Source organism: Acidocella aquatica (genome assembly GCF_030160635.1).
Lineage (GTDB): Bacteria > Pseudomonadota > Alphaproteobacteria > Acetobacterales > Acetobacteraceae > Acidocella > Acidocella aquatica.
This window is the reverse complement of sequence record NZ_BSOS01000094.1, coordinates 115,715-132,851: the sequence shown is the minus strand read 5'-3', so window position 1 is coordinate 132,851 and position 17,137 is coordinate 115,715. Positions and strand designations below refer to the sequence as shown.

Annotated in this window: 16 protein-coding genes; 11 read left to right on the top strand and 5 right to left on the bottom strand. The window is 65.7% G+C overall.

Translation table 11 applies throughout. The features are described from left to right. Positions 1 to 4: 4 nt before the first annotated feature. The 3 genes from QQJ84_RS17485 to hemC are packed head-to-tail and all read right to left on the bottom strand — an operon-like array spanning position 5 to position 2,483. The gene (locus QQJ84_RS17485; RefSeq protein WP_284259611.1) at positions 5 to 856 is read right to left on the bottom strand and encodes a hypothetical protein; all 852 of its coding nucleotides are present in this window, start codon (positions 854 to 856) and stop codon (positions 5 to 7) included. Beyond that, positions 853 to 1,521, bottom strand: a complete 669-nt coding sequence (locus QQJ84_RS17480) for a uroporphyrinogen-III synthase (protein ID WP_284259610.1) — start codon at positions 1,519 to 1,521, stop codon at positions 853 to 855. The genes QQJ84_RS17485 and QQJ84_RS17480 overlap by 4 nt, the downstream gene beginning before the upstream one ends. Further along, positions 1,518 to 2,483: a hydroxymethylbilane synthase gene (gene hemC / locus QQJ84_RS17475; protein ID WP_284259609.1), complete on the bottom strand. Its 966-nt coding sequence runs from the start codon at positions 2,481 to 2,483 to the stop codon at positions 1,518 to 1,520. The genes QQJ84_RS17480 and hemC overlap by 4 nt, the downstream gene beginning before the upstream one ends. A gap of 65 nt (positions 2,484 to 2,548) precedes the next feature. Between hemC and tsaD the strand changes: the two genes are divergently transcribed. From tsaD to QQJ84_RS17455, 4 genes are read left to right on the top strand one after another with little or no spacing between them, the layout of a single operon-like run. Then, positions 2,549 to 3,598: a tRNA (adenosine(37)-N6)-threonylcarbamoyltransferase complex transferase subunit TsaD gene (tsaD, locus tag QQJ84_RS17470; protein ID WP_284259608.1), complete on the top strand. Its 1,050-nt coding sequence runs from the start codon at positions 2,549 to 2,551 to the stop codon at positions 3,596 to 3,598. Then, the gene (locus QQJ84_RS17465; protein ID WP_284259607.1) at positions 3,595 to 4,407 is read left to right on the top strand and encodes a 23S rRNA (adenine(2030)-N(6))-methyltransferase RlmJ; all 813 of its coding nucleotides are present in this window, start codon (positions 3,595 to 3,597) and stop codon (positions 4,405 to 4,407) included. The genes tsaD and QQJ84_RS17465 overlap by 4 nt, the downstream gene beginning before the upstream one ends. Beyond that, complete coding sequence (locus tag QQJ84_RS17460; RefSeq protein ID WP_284259606.1) at positions 4,400 to 5,353, top strand: NAD(P)H-dependent glycerol-3-phosphate dehydrogenase; 954 nt, start codon at positions 4,400 to 4,402, stop codon at positions 5,351 to 5,353. The genes QQJ84_RS17465 and QQJ84_RS17460 overlap by 8 nt, the downstream gene beginning before the upstream one ends. Before the next feature lie 44 nt (positions 5,354 to 5,397). Beyond that, positions 5,398 to 6,825, top strand: a complete 1,428-nt coding sequence (locus QQJ84_RS17455) for a hypothetical protein (protein WP_284259605.1) — start codon at positions 5,398 to 5,400, stop codon at positions 6,823 to 6,825. Here the strand turns inward: QQJ84_RS17455 and QQJ84_RS17450 are convergent. Together QQJ84_RS17450 and ahcY are read right to left on the bottom strand one after the other, a co-directional pair. Then, on the bottom strand, positions 6,805 to 7,212 hold the full coding sequence (locus tag QQJ84_RS17450) for a DUF4149 domain-containing protein (protein ID WP_284259604.1): 408 nt from the start codon (positions 7,210 to 7,212) through the stop codon (positions 6,805 to 6,807). The two genes, QQJ84_RS17455 and QQJ84_RS17450, sit on opposite strands and share 21 nt — an antisense overlap. Next, positions 7,212 to 8,519 carry an adenosylhomocysteinase gene (gene ahcY / locus QQJ84_RS17445; protein WP_284259603.1) on the bottom strand — a complete coding sequence of 436 codons (1,308 nt, stop codon included), beginning with the start codon at positions 8,517 to 8,519 and terminating at the stop codon, positions 7,212 to 7,214. Before ahcY ends, QQJ84_RS17450 begins: the two co-directional genes overlap by 1 nt. Positions 8,520 to 8,719: 200 nt before the next feature. Here ahcY and QQJ84_RS17440 point away from each other — a divergent pair, with 200 nt between their 5' ends. The 7 genes from QQJ84_RS17440 to QQJ84_RS17410 all read left to right on the top strand — a co-directional run bounded on the left by QQJ84_RS17440 (position 8,720) and on the right by QQJ84_RS17410 (position 17,046). Beyond that, the gene (locus QQJ84_RS17440) at positions 8,720 to 9,769 is read left to right on the top strand and encodes an NAD(P)-dependent alcohol dehydrogenase (RefSeq protein WP_284259602.1); all 1,050 of its coding nucleotides are present in this window, start codon (positions 8,720 to 8,722) and stop codon (positions 9,767 to 9,769) included. A 27-nt stretch (positions 9,770 to 9,796) separates the two neighbouring features. Then, a complete protein-coding gene (locus tag QQJ84_RS17435; protein ID WP_284259601.1) occupies positions 9,797 to 10,099 on the top strand; it encodes a DUF1330 domain-containing protein in 303 nt (100 codons plus the stop codon). A 65-nt stretch (positions 10,100 to 10,164) separates the two neighbouring features. Beyond that, positions 10,165 to 10,575, top strand: a complete 411-nt coding sequence (locus QQJ84_RS17430; protein ID WP_284259600.1) for a dihydroneopterin aldolase — start codon at positions 10,165 to 10,167, stop codon at positions 10,573 to 10,575. A gap of 208 nt (positions 10,576 to 10,783) precedes the next feature. After that, on the top strand, positions 10,784 to 12,664 hold the full coding sequence (uvrC, locus tag QQJ84_RS17425) for an excinuclease ABC subunit UvrC (RefSeq protein ID WP_284259599.1): 1,881 nt from the start codon (positions 10,784 to 10,786) through the stop codon (positions 12,662 to 12,664). Positions 12,665 to 12,788: 124 nt separating this feature from the next. Continuing rightward, positions 12,789 to 13,763 carry a DUF535 family protein gene (locus tag QQJ84_RS17420; protein ID WP_284259598.1) on the top strand — a complete coding sequence of 325 codons (975 nt, stop codon included), beginning with the start codon at positions 12,789 to 12,791 and terminating at the stop codon, positions 13,761 to 13,763. Between the two features lie 89 nt (positions 13,764 to 13,852). Continuing rightward, a complete protein-coding gene (locus QQJ84_RS17415) occupies positions 13,853 to 15,481 on the top strand; it encodes an acyl-CoA dehydrogenase family protein (RefSeq protein WP_284259597.1) in 1,629 nt (542 codons plus the stop codon). Between the two features lie 194 nt (positions 15,482 to 15,675). Further along, the gene (locus tag QQJ84_RS17410) at positions 15,676 to 17,046 is read left to right on the top strand and encodes an NAD-dependent succinate-semialdehyde dehydrogenase (protein WP_284259596.1); all 1,371 of its coding nucleotides are present in this window, start codon (positions 15,676 to 15,678) and stop codon (positions 17,044 to 17,046) included. Positions 17,047 to 17,137: the final 91 nt, after the last annotated feature.

The window sequence follows — 17,137 nt, the reverse complement described above, 5'->3', positions numbered from 1 at the left end:
GGGCCTAAGCCTGCCCGGCCATGGCGATCAGCGCCGCGCGCGCCGCCAGCAGGGCCTTTGCCTGGGTCAGCCAGCCGCCCATGGCCTGCTGCGTCGATTCGCTGAGCGTGCCCACCTGCGCCACCGCGCCCGCGAGGTCGCCAGCACCCAGCAGCGTGGCGGCCTGGGCCAGCGCGCCGGAGGCCGGGCTGCCAACGAGCACATGCGCGCCCTGGCGGATGGTGATGAAATTATCCAGCCGCAGCAACACCCGCGCCCAGAATCCGCCCTGCGCGTTCCCGGCGATGCTGGCGGCCTCAGCCGCAGCCGCGGCAGCGGGGAAGCCAAGGCGCAGCGCCGCCTCGGTGGGCGGCGGCGTGGCGGCGAACTGCGCCAGCGCGGGCGGCGCGTTGGCGATGGTGCCCAAAGGCATCCCGTTATCCAGCGCCATGCGCGCGCTCTCCAACTGGTTCAGCAATGCAATGCGCGCGGTCAGCTTGGTGAGGTCGGTGGCGTTCACCTGCAGCGTCGTCAGCGTGCCATGGTCGGCGGCGAGCTGGCTCTGCATGGCGTTCACCTGGGCGCTCAGCGTCGCGAATTTCAGCGAAATATCCGCCTGGGTGGCGATGCTGTCAGCTCCGGGCCGCGCCTGTGCCGCCTGCGCGCGCAAATCCGCCACCTGCGCCTGTAACACGGCAACCGCCGTGCCCTGCCCGGCCAGCGATTGCTGCAACTTCCACAAATACCCCTCGCCGCCCGCCAATATGACGAAGCTCAGCAGCAGAAACACCGGCCAGAGCGACCGGCGCGGCCTGGGTGGCGCCACCGGTTTCGCGGTTTCGCCCTTGGTTTCGGTCTCGGTTTCGGTCTCGCTCATGATAACAATGCCATCAGATCCGCCTCGGTAGGTGCTAATGCGGCACGAATTGCGCGCCAGGGCAAGCCACCCAGCGCGCCGGCCACCGCCGGGCTGAGCGCGCAGGCGGTGATTGTCTCCGTCCCCGGCGGATTGAGGCGGATAAACGCGCGGGCCGACTCGGCGGAATAAAACAGCGCCGCGCCAATTTCCCCGCCCGCCAGCGCGGCGCGCGCGGCCTCGGGCAACGCGCGCAGCGGCCGGGCCGCATAAACCGTGCGGCGCACCACCGCAAACCCCGCCCCCCGCAACTGCCGCGCCAGCGCCTGCCCATGGCGCTCACCCACCGCCAGCACATGCAGCCCCGGCAAATGCCGCTCGCGGATCAACCGCAGCAAATCCGCCGCGTCGCCGCTGGCGCTCTCCACACGGGTAAACCCCGCCGCGCGCAATTTGCCGGCCGTGGCGTCGCCGACGCAAAACACCGGCACATTATGCAGCGCTGGCGGCAATGCGGGCACCGCCTGGCCGCTGGTGATGATCAATGCCGCCGGGTTTTCGGGCAGCCGCGCGGGCCGCTGCGCGATCACCAGGCACGGCGCCAGCACCGGCTCATGCCCCATGGCCACCAGCCGCGCCGCCGTGGCGCTCGCGCCCGGCTCCGGCCTGGTGACCAGGATTTTCACGGCAGGAAGATGTCGGACGGGCTGTCCGCCTTCAACTCCAGCCCCAGCTCACGGCCGATCCGCGCGGCATCCGCCACCGCTCCGGTGACGCTGCGCTTGAGCAAAAACGTGCCATCAGCCCGCGCCACCAGCCCGGTGATGTGCAGGGTGGCGTCATCAATCAGCCGTGCATAGCCGCCAATCGGCGTGCGGCAGGAACCATCCAGCGCATCGAGCAGCGCGCGCTCGGCGGTGGCCACTGCCTTGGCCTCCGGGTCCTCGATGCCCGAGAGCAGCGCGAGCAGTTCGGTATCGGCGGTGCGCACGGTGATGCCGACGATGCCCTGGCAAGCGGAGGGGACCATGTGTTCAGGGCTCAACACGATGCTGGCCTTGTCCGCGAGACCCAGGCGGCGCAGCCCGGCGTAGGCCAGCAGGGTGGCGTCAAACTCGCCGTTCTCTACCTTGGAGAGCCGCGTGCCGACATTGCCGCGCAGCAAGGCGAATTCCAGGTCCGGCCGCGCATGCTTCAACTGCGCCTGGCGGCGCACCGAGGCCGAGCCGATCCGCGCGCCATGCGGCAGGGCGGCGTAGGGGTCGGCGGCATCCACGGCAGCATGGCTGGACGGCAAAATCAACACATCACGCGCATCCTCGCGCTTGAGGGTGCAGGCCAAAGTGATGCCCTCGGGGAGCGTGGTCTCCAAATCCTTCAGGCTATGGACCGCGAAATCAATCCGGCCTTCCTGCAGCGACTCATGAATTTCCTTGGCGAACAATCCTTTTCCACCAATCTCGGCGAGCGGGCGGTGCTGCACCGCATCGCCCGTGGTGACGATGATATGCTCCTCGAACACCTCCATGCCGCGCAGAACCGGGCAGAACTGGCGCAGCAGGGCCAGGAATGTCGCGGTCTGGGCGCGGGCGAGCGGGGAGCCACGGGTGCCGGCTTTGAGGGGCAGGTCCCGGCGGTGCGGTTTCATGGGGGGTGTTACGGTTTTCACGAGCGTGGTCTAGAGCGTGCGTCGAGGAAAGAAAAGTAGTGGCAATGAGTCAGATTGTATTGGGCATCGAGAGCTCCTGCGATGAAACCGCCGCCGCGGTGCTGGCGGCGGACGGGCGGATTCTCTCCGAGCTGGTGCTGAGCCAGATCGCCGACCACGCGCCCTGGGGCGGCGTGGTGCCCGAAATCGCCGCACGGGCGCATCTGGCGGCGCTGCCGGAGCTGGCGCGCGAGGCGCTGCGCCAGGCCGGGGTTGGCTATGCGAACCTCGGCGCCATTGCCGCCACGGCCGGGCCGGGGCTGATCGGCGGGCTGCTGGTGGGCACCGGCTTTGCCAAGGGCGCGGCGATCGCGGCGGGCAGGCCCTATATCGCCATCAACCATCTGGAGGCGCATGCCCTCACCGCCCGCCTGCCCGGCTTGAGCGCCGCCCAGCCGCAATTTCCCTATCTGCTGCTGCTGCTCTCGGGCGGCCACAGCCAGTGCGTGGTGGTGGAAGGCGTGGGGCGGTATCACAAACTCGGCACCACGCTGGATGACGCGGTGGGCGAGGCGTTCGATAAAACCGCGAAGCTGCTCGGTCTGCCCTACCCCGGCGGCCCCGCGCTGGAGGCGTTGGCGCGCGAGGGCGATGCACACGCCTACCCCCTGCCCCGCCCGCTGCTGCACCGGCCGGGTTGCGACTTCTCCTTCTCAGGGCTGAAGACCGCCGTGGCCCAGCTCGCCGCCGCCCAAGGCACAACCGCCCTGCCCCGCCCGCTTGCCGCCAACATCGCCGCCAGCTTCCAGGCCGCGGTGACCGATATTCTGGCTGACCGGCTGGCCAATGCGTTCGCGCGCCGCCCGGATGTCTCCGCCGTCATCATCGCCGGAGGCGTGGCCGCAAACACCGCGATTCGCACGCGGCTGGACACGCTCTGCGCCGCCCAGGGCAAAACCCTGATCGCGCCGCCGCTGCGCCTGTGCACCGATAATGCCGTAATGGTCGCCTGGGCCGGGGTTGAGCGCCTGCGCGCCGGGCTGACCGACCCGCTCACCGCCCCCTGCAAACCCCGCTGGCCGCTCGAAGACCTGGCGCGGGATATGGTGCGATGAACTACCGCCACGCCTTCCACGCCGGGAATTTCGCCGATTGCGTGAAACATGCGCTGTTCATCCAGCTGCTGCGCGCGATGCAGCGCAAGGATAAGCCGCTGCTGGTGCTCGACACCCATGCCGGCATCGGCCGGTATGACCTCTCCAGCGGCCCGGCCGAGAAAACCGGCGAATGGCGCGAGGGCATCAGCAAAATCCTCGCCGCGCGCGACCCGGCGCTGGCGGATTACACCGCGCTGATCGAACAACTCGGCCTCTACCCCGGCTCCCCGGCCATCGCCACCGCGCTGCTGCGCCCAACTGACCGCTTGGTCGCCTGCGAGCTGCACCCCGAGGACGCCGCCGCGCTGCGCCGCAATTTCCAAGGCACCCCCGGCGTGGCGGTGCATGAGCGCGACGGCTATGAGGCCCTGCGCGCGTTTCTGCCGCCGCCGGAAAAACGCGGGCTGATCCTCATCGACCCACCCTTCGAGCGCCCGGACGAATTCGCCACCCTGGCGAAAAACCTTCTCACTGCCTACGCCAAATTCAAAACCGGGGTGTATGTGGTGTGGTATCCCATCAAGCACCGCGCCCCGGTGCGGGCGTTTTTCGAGACGTTGCAACTGGCCAATGTCCGCGATGTCATCGCCGCCGAGTTTCTCCGCCGCCCAGCCCTGGACCCGGCGCGCCTCAACGGCTGCGGCCTGCTCGTCATCAACCCGCCCTACGGTTTTGCGGAAACGGCCTTGCCGGTATTACATGCGCTCGAGTCCATTCTGGGCGAACCAGGCAGCACGGCGGGAGTTGAGAGAATAACCGATGAGTGAACAAATCGCCGTAATCGGCGCCGGCGCCTGGGGCACGGCGCTGGCTGTGCTCCTGGCCCATGCCGGCAAAGAGGTTACGCTCTGGGCGCGCGATGCCGAGCGCGCGGATATCATGCGCGTCACCCGCCACAACACCCGCCTGCCCAGCGCCACGCTGCCCGAAAATCTCAATATTACCGCGCAAATCCCGCATGCGGATATCTATCTGGTTGCCGTGCCGATGCAGCACCTGCGCGCAGTGCTGCCCCGCCTGCCGGGCAACGCGCCGGTGGTGCTGTGCTGCAAGGGGCTGGAGAGCGCCAGCCTGCTGCTCGCGCCCGAAATCGTGACCAACCGCCCCGCCGCCATGCTCTCCGGGCCGAATTTCGCGCATGAGATCGCCGCCATGCTCCCCGCCGCCGCCGTGCTCGCCACACCCGATGCCGCCTTGCGCGCGATGCTGATCGCGGCGCTGAAAACCGGCACACTGCGCCTTTATGGCAGCGCCGATGCGTTGGGCGCGGCGCTGGGCGGGGCCGCGAAAAATGTCATCGCCATTGCCTCGGGCGTGGTGATGGGCGCCGGGCTTGGCGAGAACGCCCGCGCCGCGCTGATCACCCGCGGCATCGCCGAAATCGCCCGCCTCGCCGGTGCCCTGGGCGGCAAGGCGGAAACCATCTCCGGCCTCTCCGGCCTGGGTGACCTGCTGCTCACCTGCACCGGGGCGGGCAGCCGCAATTTCTCGCTTGGCTTCGCGCTGGGCAAGGGCGAGCGCCTGGCGGATATTCTCGCCAAACGCACCACCGTCACCGAGGGCATCACCACCGCCCCCGCCCTGCTCGCGCGCGCCATCGCCGCCGGGGTGGACATGCCCATCACCGCCGCCGTCGCAAAACTCCTGGCCGGCGGCGCCAGCATCGCCGAGACCATGGCCGAGCTGATGAGCCGGGCGCTGAAGGACGAATAGCCCGCAGATTGTGAACGCGCCGGGAATAAACTACCTTCGGTTGCATGAAACTGGCCGGATTCCTGCTGTTCGCCGCCGCGTTGCTGGGTTTCATCGCCTGGCACCGCGCCCCTGAATACGACGAAGCCTATTCCATCTTCCTCACCGCCGGGCACGCCCGCCCCCCCTGGCCCACAGGTGCGTTCACCGCCGGTTCCGTGCGCGGCCTGTTCTCCGGCCACGCCTCATTAAGCCAGATCGCGCATGACCTGCGCACGGGCGATGTACATCCACCGCTTTATTTCTGGGCGCTGGAATCCTGGCGGCAAATCGCCGGGCCCTCCTGGTTCGCCGCGCGCCTGCTCTCGGTGGCGTTCTCCCTGGCGGCGCTCGCGGTCGGCGGCTGGTTCGCATCCCTGGCGGCCATCCCCTTGCTCCCCGCGCTGAGCTTCACCTTGTTCACCTATGGTTTTGCCTACACCGGCATCATCGCGCGCAATTTCGCCCTCGCGCAGTTTTTCAATCTGCTTGGCTTCACCCTGGTGTTTCTGGCAGTGCAGCGGCGCCGGCGCCGCCTCGCCCTGGCCGGTGGCTTGGCCCTGGGGGCGGCGGCGTTCACCAACTACCTCGCCGTGTTCACCGCCTGCGCGGTGCTGCTCTGGCTCTGCCTGGGCCGCGAACGCCGGCGCCATCTGCTGCCAGCCGCCTGCGGCCTCACGCCGTTTCTACTGGCGGATGCATGGTTTTTCGCCGCCCAGCACGGCTCCCGCGCCGGGCAGTTTGCCGCGTTTTCGCCCCTGCCCGCGCTACGCCTGCTGGTCAAGGATTTCGGCGCCGCGCAATTTGGCGGCCTGCCGCTTTATGCCGGACATTTTGCGCCGGAGCTGGCGGCGGCCCTCGCGGTTTTGTTTCTGGCCGCGCTGGCCTGCATCTTGCTCAAACGCTCCAGCCACGCCCTGCCCCTGGCGCTGGCAGCCGCCGCCCCGCCGCTTGGCCTGCTGGCACTGGGCGCCGTGTTTAATAACACCCCCATCGAAATCCGCTATCTCGCCTTTGCCATGCCCTATCTGGCGCTGCTCCTCGCCGCCGCGCTGCCCCGCCCGCTGCTCATCATCATGCTTGCGGTGGAGTTCTGCGCCATTCTCGGCCTCGCCTTTTCCCCCGCCACCATGCAGCCCCAGGGGTTTGCCGCGCATCAAGCGGCGGCGCTGCCCGGCACCCTCATTCTGCTGCCCTTTGGTAACGACGGCGTGGGCATCCCCGGCCCGTTCATCAGCCAACTGCCTGATACCGCTCGCGTGGCCCTGCTCCGCCCCGGCCAGATGCCAGCGCTGAACCACACCCCCAGCATCGCGCTCATCACCCTCACCCCGGACGCCGCCAGCCGCGCCGCGCTCACGCGGGCGCAAGCCTATTTCGCGGCACAAAAATGTTTCACGGAGACGCCAGCATCAAACTTGCTGACAAAAATCCTAAACCGCTGTGCGGATTAACAACGCCAGCGCGGTGAGCAACTGCCCGCCATTCACCCAAACTGAAATCCGGTGCCCGCGCGAAAACCCGGCGGTGTCCCCCGCCACGCGCATCGCTTCCAGATGCGGCATCCAGCCGAACAGCAGCCATACCGTCACCGCCATCACCACCATCAGCACGCTGGCCGCGCCATATTCGCCACGGAACAAAAACCCGCCCGCCGCCAGCGCTGACGCGGCGATGATATACGCATAATAAAACGGAAAGGCAGCGCGGATAAAATTCCCCGCCGCCTCCGCCGGTAGCTTGGTGAACACCAGCGGCGCCATCACGGCGCCGAAAAACAACATCCCGCCAACCAGGGCCGCCAGGCCCAGCGCCACCAGGATGTTGCCGGTGATCAACATCAGTAGCGATACAGCTCGTGCTTGAACGGCCCCTGCTGCGACAGGCCCAGATAATCAGCCTGCTTCGTGGTCAGCTGCGTCAACTTGGCGCCCACTTTCGCGAGATGCAGCGCCGCGACCTTTTCGTCCAGATGGCGCGGCAGCACATACACCTTGTTCTCATACTTGCCGGCCGGCGCGGTCCACAGCTCGATCTGCGCCAGCACCTGGTTGGTGAAGCTGGCCGACATCACGAAGCTCGGGTGCCCCGTCGCGTTGCCCAGGTTCACCAGCCGCCCCTCGGAGAGCACGATCAGCCGCTTGCCATCGGGGAACTCAATCTCGTCCACCTGCGGCTTCACATTGTCCCACTTCAGGTTCCGCAGCGACTCAATCTGGATTTCACTGTCAAAATGCCCGATGTTGCACACGATGGCGCGGTGCTTCATGGCGCGCATGTGCTCGATGGTGATCACGTCCACATTGCCGGTGGCGGTGACGAAAATATCGCCGCGCGGGGCGGCGTCGTCCATGGTCACGACCTCATAGCCCTCCATCGCCGCCTGCAACGCGCAGATCGGGTCGATCTCGGTGACAAGCACGCGGCAACCGGCGTTGCGCAAGCTGGCGGCTGAGCCCTTGCCGACATCGCCAAAGCCGGCGACCACGGCGACCTTGCCGGACATCATCACATCCGTGCCCCGGCGGATGCCATCCACCAGGCTCTCGCGGCAACCATACAGATTGTCGAACTTCGACTTGGTGACGGAATCGTTCACGTTGATGGCCGGAACCAGCAGCTCGCCCGCGCGGGCCATTTCCCACAGGCGGTGCACGCCGGTGGTGGTCTCCTCGGAGATGCCCTTCACATGGTTCAGCATGTCCGGGTATTTGTCGTGCATCAGCTTGGTGACATCGCCGCCGTCATCGAGGATCATGTTCGGCACCCAACCGTCCGGCCCGCGCACGGTCTGCTCGATGCACCACCAGAATTCTTCCTCGCTCATGCCCTTCCAGGCAAACACCGGCACCCCGGTCGCGGCGATCGCGGCGGCGGCCTGGTCCTGGGTCGAGAAAATATTGCACGACGACCAGCGCACCGAGGCGCCCAGCGCGGTCAGCGTCTCGATCAGCACGGCGGTCTGGATGGTCATGTGCAGGCAACCGACGATGCGGGCACCCTTCAAAATCTGGTCCCGGCCGAACTCGGCGCGCAGCGCCATCAGCCCCGGCATTTCGTCCTGGGCCATCTCGATCTCCTTGCGGCCCCAGGCCGCCAGGGAGATGTCCTTAACCTTATAATCAGCCGCCACGTTCACATCCGGCATAAATTCGCTCCTTCGCAATACAATTCCCGCGTTCCCTTATTCTTTTGGGCGCGCCCTGCCAACTGCCGCCCCAACCGCCCCGCCAAAATTGCGACGCAATACTATAACGCCAAAATGTCACACCGCCATGCACGGAGCGTATTGCGAAGCGGCCAGCCCCTCCATACCTATAGGGTCTTAAATTTAAGGATACGTAAACGATGCTCACCTGCACCGGCTTTGCCGCCGCCAGCGCCACCACGCCGCTCGCCCCCTTCACCTTCAACCGCCGCGACGTTGGCGCCGACGATGTCCAAATCGAGATCCTCTATTGCGGCGTCTGCCATTCAGACCTGCATTTTGCCCGCAACGAGTGGCACTACACCGTCTACCCCGCCGTGCCGGGGCACGAGATCGTCGGCCGCGTGACCAGCGTCGGCGCCGGTGTCAGCAAATATAAAGTGGGTGACCATGTCGGCGTCGGCTGCCTGGTGGACTCGTGCGGCACCTGTCCCTCCTGCGCCGAGGGGCTGGAGCAATATTGCGACACCGGCGCCGTCGGCACCTACGGCGGCACCGAGCCCGTCATCGGCGGCCCCACCCACGGCGGCTATTCCAGCAGCATCGTCGTCGATCAATCTTTCGTGCTGCGCATGCCCGAGGGGATGGACCTGGCCAGCAGCGCGCCGCTGCTCTGCGCCGGCATCACCCTCTATTCGCCGCTGCGCCACTGGGGCGCCGGACCGGGCAAAAAGGTCGGCATCATCGGCCTCGGCGGCCTCGGTCATATGGGGGTGAAGCTCTCCCATGCCATGGGCGCGCAAACCGTGCTGTTCACCACCTCGCCCGGCAAGGTGGACGACGGCAAGCGCCTCGGCGCCGAGGAGGTGGTGATCTCGAAGGATGCCGCGCAAATGTCCGCGCATACCGAGAGTTTTGATCTGATCATCGACACGGTTTCCGCCTCGCATGACCTGACGCCCTATTTTAACCTGCTCAAGCGCGAGGGCACCATGGTGCAGGTCGGCGCGCCGGAGCACCCGCTCCCCATCGCCGTGTTCCCGCTCATCATGAAACGGCGCAATTTCGCCGGCTCGATGATCGGCGGCATCCCCGAAACCCAGGAGATGCTGGATTTCTGCGCCGCCCACGGCATCACCGCCGATGTCGAGATCATCCCCATCCAGAAAATCAACGAAGCCTACGAGCGTATGCTCCAAAGCGACGTGAAATACAGGTTTTCGATTGACATGGCCTCACTGAAGGCATGACGTTGGCGTAACCAAAGAGGAAACGCCATGCCCTGCTACGTCGCCGGCCAGCTCAACGTCCATGACTGGGAGCTCTACAACAAATACATCGCCGCGTTTGTGGAGCTTTTCCCAGGTTATGACGGCCGCGCGCTGGCCGCCGACAACGCGCCCAGCGTCATCGAGGGGGAGTGGCCGTTCAGCCGCTTCGCCCTGCTCGAGTTCCGCGACCGCGCCGAGGCCGAGCGCTGGTATCATTCCCCGGAATATCAGGACGCCATCAAAAACTTCCGCTGGCCCGCGGCATCGGGCAGCCTCCTCTTCATCGAGGGCTTTCCACGCCGCAAATAGCACCGCCAGCCTGCCATGCGCCGGGGTGATTGCCATCGCGCCCCCGGCGGCGCAAAACCCAGCTCATGGACCAGCCCCGTTACGCCGACGCACTGCGCGCCACGCGCCACATGTTCATCCGTGATCTGGTGCTCAGCGCCTCCATCGGCGTGTATCCACATGAGCACACCGGCAGGCAGCGGGTGCGCATCAATATCGACCTTGCGGTCGCCGACGAAAACACCACCAACCTCTCCCGCGCCGCCGTGGGGCAGGATGATCTGGGCCGCGTCGTCGATTATGAGACAATCGTGGACAAGGTGCGCGCCCTGGCCACCACCGGGCATGTCCAACTGGTGGAAACCCTGGCCGAACGGTTGTGCGAAGCCTGCCTCACCGATGCACGCATCCGCATCGCCCGGGTGCGTGTGGAAAAACTCGACGTTTTTATTGACGCCTCCTCCGCGGGTGTCGAAATCGAGCGCCGGAACGCCTAGTTGTCCACTCCCCCGAATTCACGTTGAGTCAAGGGGTTCCGGCCCGAAACTGTTACAATGACATGACTCATGATTTTCATTATTTGCAACAAAATCATTGCATTAACAATAAACCGCCGAAACGGGGCAACTTCCAAGCGGTATAACCTTCTTCCCGCCAGCGCCTCGCCGGTTACACAGTTTCCACAGAGTTATCCACAAGGTTACCATGACAGACGGGGATAAAATCAACATTCCCACAGGCGTTGAAATCATCCTGACGGCGCTGGAAACCATGCCCGGCAACCCTGGCGTGTATCGTATGCTGGATGCCAAAGGCGACGCGCTCTATGTCGGCAAGGCGCGCAACCTGAAAAAGCGCGTCGTCTCCTACACGCAGCTCGCCCGCCTGCCTGAGCGCCTGCGCCGCATGGTGGCCGCCACCGCCGCCATGGAAATCCTCACCACCCACACCGAGGCCGAGGCCCTGCTGCTCGAGGCCAACCTCATCAAGCGCCTCCAGCCGCGCTACAACATCCTGCTGCGCGACGATAAATCCTACCCCTGGCTGATGCTGACCGAGGACCACCCCTTCCCGCAGATCGCCAAGCACCGCGGCGCGCAGGTGCGCAAGGGCAGCTATTGGGGGCCATTCGCCTCGGTGTGGTCGGTCAACCAGACGGTCCAGGCGCTACAGCGCATCTTCCTGCTGCGCACCTGTGCCGATACCGTATTCGCCAACCGCACCCGGCCCTGCCTGCTGTTCCAGATCAAACGCTGCTGCGCGCCCTGCGTCGGCCGCGTGAGCGAGGCCGAATATAAAACCCTGGTGGACCAGGCCAAGGCCTTCCTCTCCGGCAAATCAGGCGCCGTGCAAAAAGACCTCGCCGCCGCCATGGAGCAGGCCGCCGGACACCTGGAATTCGAGCGCGCCGCCGCCATCCGCGACCGTATCCGGGGCCTGGCGCATATCCAGGGCACTGACGTCATCAACCCCGCCAGCCTGACGGATGCCGATGTCATCGCCCTGCACCAGGAGGCGGGGCAGAGCTGCATCCAGGTGTTCTTCATCCGTGGCGGGCGCAACAACGGCAACCGCAGCTTCTTCCCCTCCCAGGCCAAGGATGCCGAGCCGGGCGCCGTGCTCAGCGCCTTCATCGCGCAGTTTTATGATGACAAACCCGCCCCGCAACTCATCCTGCTCAGCCACGAGCCGGAGGAACATGAGCTGTTGGCCGAGGCGCTATCGCTGAAGGCCGGGCGCAAAATATCCCTGCTGGTGCCCCAGCGCGGCGAGAAGCATGAGGTTGTGCAACATGCCCAAACCAACGCGCGCGAGGCGCTGGAGCGCAAGCTCGCCGAGACCGCCGGCCAGGGCAAGCTGCTCGCCGCCGTGGCCGAGCTGTTCGGCCTGCCAGAGCCTCCCGCGCGCATCGAGACCTACGACAACTCGCATATCATGGGCACCAATGCTTATGGCGTCATGGTCGTGGCCGGGACGGAGGGGTTCAACAAATCCGCCTACCGTAAATTCGCCATCAAATCCGCCATCACCCCCGGCGATGACTTTGGCATGATGCGCGAGGTGATGCGCCGGCGCTTCTCGCGCACCCTGGCCGAAGACCCCGGCCGCGAGAGCGAGAACTGGCCGGATCTGGTGCTGATCGACGGCGGCGCCGGGCAGCTCTCGGCGGCGAGCGCCATCATGGAGGAACTCGGCCTCTCCGATATTCCCCTGGTGGGCATCGCCAAGGGGCCAGACCGCGACGCCGGGCGCGAATGGTTCTTCATGGCCGGGCGCGAGCCCTTCCAGCTCCCCCCGCGCGATCCGGTGCTCTACTTCCTGCAACGCCTGCGCGACGAGGCGCACCGCTTCGCCATCAGCACCCACCGCAACGCGCGCAGCAAAAAAATCACCACCTCGGAGCTGGACGATGTGCCCGGTGTGGGGGCCGCGCGCAAAAAGGCGCTGCTGATGCATTTCGGCTCGGCGCGCGATGTGCGCGGCGCCGGGCTGAAAGACCTCGAAGCGGTCTCCGGCATCAACCGCGCCACCGCGCGCGCGGTGTATGCGTATTTCCACCCCGGCGTGCGCATGGATGAAGTCTAGCGCCGCCTGAGAATTGTGGAACTTAGTCTCACAATTACAATGGACCTATTTCGTTACTTGTGCGATGAACCGGCCAAGACCGGATCAATCCATCAAACTGGGCGCCGCAGCCCAAGGTATCCCATTGCAGACTGTTACTGACGTGCCGCCAAAGGCACAGGCTGAACCCACCCGCACGAACGATCACGGCCGCATCAGGCCCGCTGATGCCTGGGTTTTACTATACGAACAGCTTGCCGCGCAGATCGCCCGGAAGGACAGACGCAAGGCCTTCCGGCTGGCTTGGCGGTTCGTGCGCTCCCCCATCGCGACGCTGCGCTGGCTGGGTGAGCTGGAGCGCATCCGCGTGATCTGCGGCCTGGAGAAGCTCCCCTATGATGTCGTCCGTAAAAGCGGCCAGAACTATCTGCACCATTCCCTGCCGCAGGCGGCGAAACACAATCTGCTCACCACGCATTATGACCATCTGCTGGCAACTCTCGGCGCCCCTTTTGTCGCCAGCGTGTTGCGCGAGCAACCAACCGTTCTGGTGGAGCTGAAAGGCAAGCAGGACGCGCTGTACCGCATTTCGCTGTCGCTCAATTTCCTCAACTTCCGCGAGGGCGAGCTGAGCATCGACCTGTTCCGGGTGGAGGGAAACGTGCGCGTAACCAGCCTCTCCCTGGTGGCGGGCGCCTTGGCGCCGGGCGCGCCGGCAAATCTGTGGATCGGCGGCATCCAGGGCGCCAGCCGCGTGGACAGCAAGGCCGTCACCGTGCTGGCGACCAAGGAGCTGTTCGGCCTGCGGCCAAAGGATGCGGTGGTCCACGCCGCCTATGCGCTGGCCGAACGCCTCGGCACCGCGGACCTCTTGGCGATCTCCAACGCCGGGCATTTCCGCCATGGCCTATGGCAGAAAAAATCCGGCTGGTACGCTGATTACGACTCCTTCTGGGAAGAACTGGGCGGCGTGCGCGTAGCGGGGGATTTCTTCCTGCTGCCCAAAATCCGCCCGCGCCGCTCAATCGAGGAGGTCGCGCCGCCTAAGCGCAGCGCCTGGCGCGCCCGCTACGCGCTGGTGGACCAGATCAACGCCGATATTCAGCGCCTCGCGCGCTAAAACCCTCGCCGGCCCGGCCCCGGTGCTGGCAAAAAGCCTGTGCCACCCCCATGTGCCTCATAACGCTGCTTTATAAAGCGGAGGGGAACATGTCAGGCTATGCGACCCATGAGGTAACCAACCAGCCCGGCGAACTGGTCAACTTCAACGCCTACACCACTGATGCCGCGCTGCGTGCCGCCATGAAGGTTTTTGGCGCAAGCTGGGCGGAAGAGAGGCTGGATGCCTGCGGCGCGCGGGTAGGTGGCGCGCAGGTGCAGGATCTGGCCCGTATCGCCAACCGCTGCGTGCCGGAGCTGCGCACGCATGATCGCTTTGGCCACCGCATTGATATGGTTGAATTTTCTCCCGCCTGGCACGAGCTGATGGGGATGATCCGCGCGGATGGCGTGCATGCGCTGGGCTGGACCGCCGCGCGCCCCGGCGGGCATGTGGCGCGGGCGGGGCTCTCATATTTATGGGCGCAGGGGGAAGCCGGGGTTGGCTGCCCCGCGGTGATGACCTTTGCCGCCATCGCGGCGCTGCGCCACCAGCCGGAGGCGCTGGCGAAATACCAGGATAAAATTCTCTCCCCCGGATACGACCCGCGCCCGTTGCCACCGGACCAAAAAACCGCGCTCGGCGTGGCGATGGCGCTGACGGAAAAACAGGGCGGCTCGGATTTGCGGCAGACGCAGAGCGTCGCGGTTGCGGCGGGTGACGGCACCTGGCGCCTGACCGGGCATAAATGGTTTTTCTCTGTTCCCACCAGTGATCTTTTCCTGACGCTGGCGCGCGCGCCGGGTGGTGTCTCCTGCTTTCTGGCGCAAGGTTGGCGCAATGACGCCAGCCGCAACTTTTTGCTCCTGCAACGGCTGAAGGATAAATGCGGCAACCGGTCCAACGCCTCGGCGGAGGTCGAGTTCCGCGGGCTGGAGGCGGTGATGCTGGGCGAGGAGGGGCACGGCATCAGGCTTGTGCTGGAGATGGCGCATCTCACCCGCCTTGAATGCGCGCTGGGCTCGGCGGCGCTGATGCGCCAGGCGGTGACGCTGGCGATCCACCACGCCACGCAGCGCCGCGCCTTCGGACACAGGCTTGTCAACCAGCCGCTGATGGCCAATGTGCTGGCCGATCTCGCGCTGGAGTCCGAAGCCGCGCTGTGGCTGGCGATGCGCGCCGCCGCCGCGCTGGACGCCGCCCCGCGCGATGATGCCGAGCGCGTGCTGAACCGCGTGCTGGCGCCGCTGGCGAAATATTTCGTCTGCAAGCGGGCGCCGGTGGTCGCGGCGGAGGCGATGGAGTGCCACGGCGGCAACGGGTATATCGAGGAGGATGTGCTGGCGCGGCTGTATCGCGACGCGCCGGTGAACGGGCTGTGGGAGGGCTCGGGCAATGTCATCTGCCTGGACGTGCTGCGCGCCCTCGCCCGCGAGCCGGAGGCGGCGGGGCTGCTGCGCGCGGAGATCGCCCTGGCCGCGGGCAGGCACCCCGCGCTGGACGCCTGGCTGCGGACCGCCCCGCCGGAGCCGCTGGAACGCAACGCGCGGCGGCTGGTGGAGCATTTTGCCCTGGGCCTCGCCGCCAGCCTGCTGCTGCGTCACGCGCCGCCCGGGATCGCCGCCGCATTCTGCGCCTCGCGGCTGAACGGCGCGCCGGGGATGACGTTTGGCACGCTGCCCGAGGGGGTGGATACGCGCGCGATCATGCGGCGCGCCGCCGTGGCGGAGCCTTATTGACGCAGATCAAGGCCGGCGGGGCGCGTGGGGGGTTAGAGCCAAGCAACCGCTGGAAATGGCGTTGTATACCGGCGGCGCGCGGCATAGATTGGTTGAGACTGATCCTCGAAGAAACCGCGTGACGGCGGCCAGGCTATAAACCTCGTGCAAAAGCAAACCTCGTGCAAAAGCAAGTCTTTCAAGGGAGCCAAAACATGTTCAAAAGCGTTAATCCGGCGAACGGGCAGGAAATCGCGGCCTATCCGGAATTATCCGGCGCGGAGGTGGAGGATAAACTCCACAAGGCGGCTGAGGCTTACCGGCATTGGCGGGAAAGCCCGGTAAGTGAGCGCGCTGCCCTGCTCAAAAAAATCGCCGCGCAGTATGAGGCGAACAAGGACCGGCTGGCGCGCATGGCGACGATGGAAATGGGCAAAACCTATGCTTCCGCCGTTGGCGAGGTCGATAAATGCATCGCGGCGTTTCACCATTACGCCGAGCATGGCCCGGCCATGCTGGTGCCGTTGCGCCACGCCCTGAGCACAGGGGGCAGCGCGGAGCTGCACTGGCTGCCGCAGGGGGCGGTGCTCGCGGTCATGCCGTGGAATTTTCCCTATTGGCAGGTGGTGCGGTTCATCGCGCCCACCATTCTCGCGGGCAACGTTGGGTTATTGAAACATGCCAGCAATGTGCAGGGCGTGGCGGGGCTGCTGGAGGAAATGGTGGTGGCGGCCGGGGCGCCGGTTGGGCTGTTTCAGAATCTTTCTGTAAAATCAAAGGCTGTCGCCGATATTATCGCTGATGACCGCATCGTCGCGGTGACGCTGACGGGCAGCGAGGGAGCGGGCATGGCGGTGGCCGGGCAGGCCGGGCGGCAGTTGAAAAAAGTCGTGCTGGAGCTTGGCGGTTCGGACCCGTTCATCGTGATGCCCTCAGCCGATTTGGATACGGCCGTGCGCATGGCGGTGAAGGCGCGGATTCAGAACACCGGGCAGTCGTGCATCTGCGGCAAGCGGATGATTGTGCATGCGGATATTTATGAGGCGTTTCTTGCGAAGTTCTCAACCGCGATGAAGGCTGTGAAGGCGGGCGACCCGATGGATCCGGCGAGCGACATGGGGCCGCTCTCCAGCTTCGAGCAGCGCGATACGGTGTTGCAACAGCTTGTGGAGGCCAGGCAGCAGGGGGCCAAACTATTGTTCGGCGGCGAGGCGCTGCCGGGTCCGGGGGCTTATATGTCGGCTGGGATTCTCACCGAGGTGCCGCTGGACAGCCCGCTGATGCATGAGGAGATTTTCGGGCCGATCGCGATGTTGTTCCGCGCGGCGAATATCGATGAGGCGATCCGCATTGCCAATAACATTCCCTTCGGCCTGGGGTCTTCGGTTTGGACCAATGATGCGCAGGAGCAACAGCGTTTCATCCGCGATATTCAGGCGGGGATGACGGCGATCAACCAGATGCTCGCCTCGTCGCCGGAAGCGCCGTTTGGCGGGATCAAACGCTCCGGCCATGGCCGCGAGTTGGGGACGCATGGGCTGCATGAATTCATGAACCTGAAGACGGTGCTGCGCGTGGCGGGGTAGCAGGGGGCCGGCGCGCAAGTGCTTCACGTGAAGCACTTGCGCGGTTTCCATTATAACTCGTTGTTAGTGTAACTTAATTTTTTACTTGCAC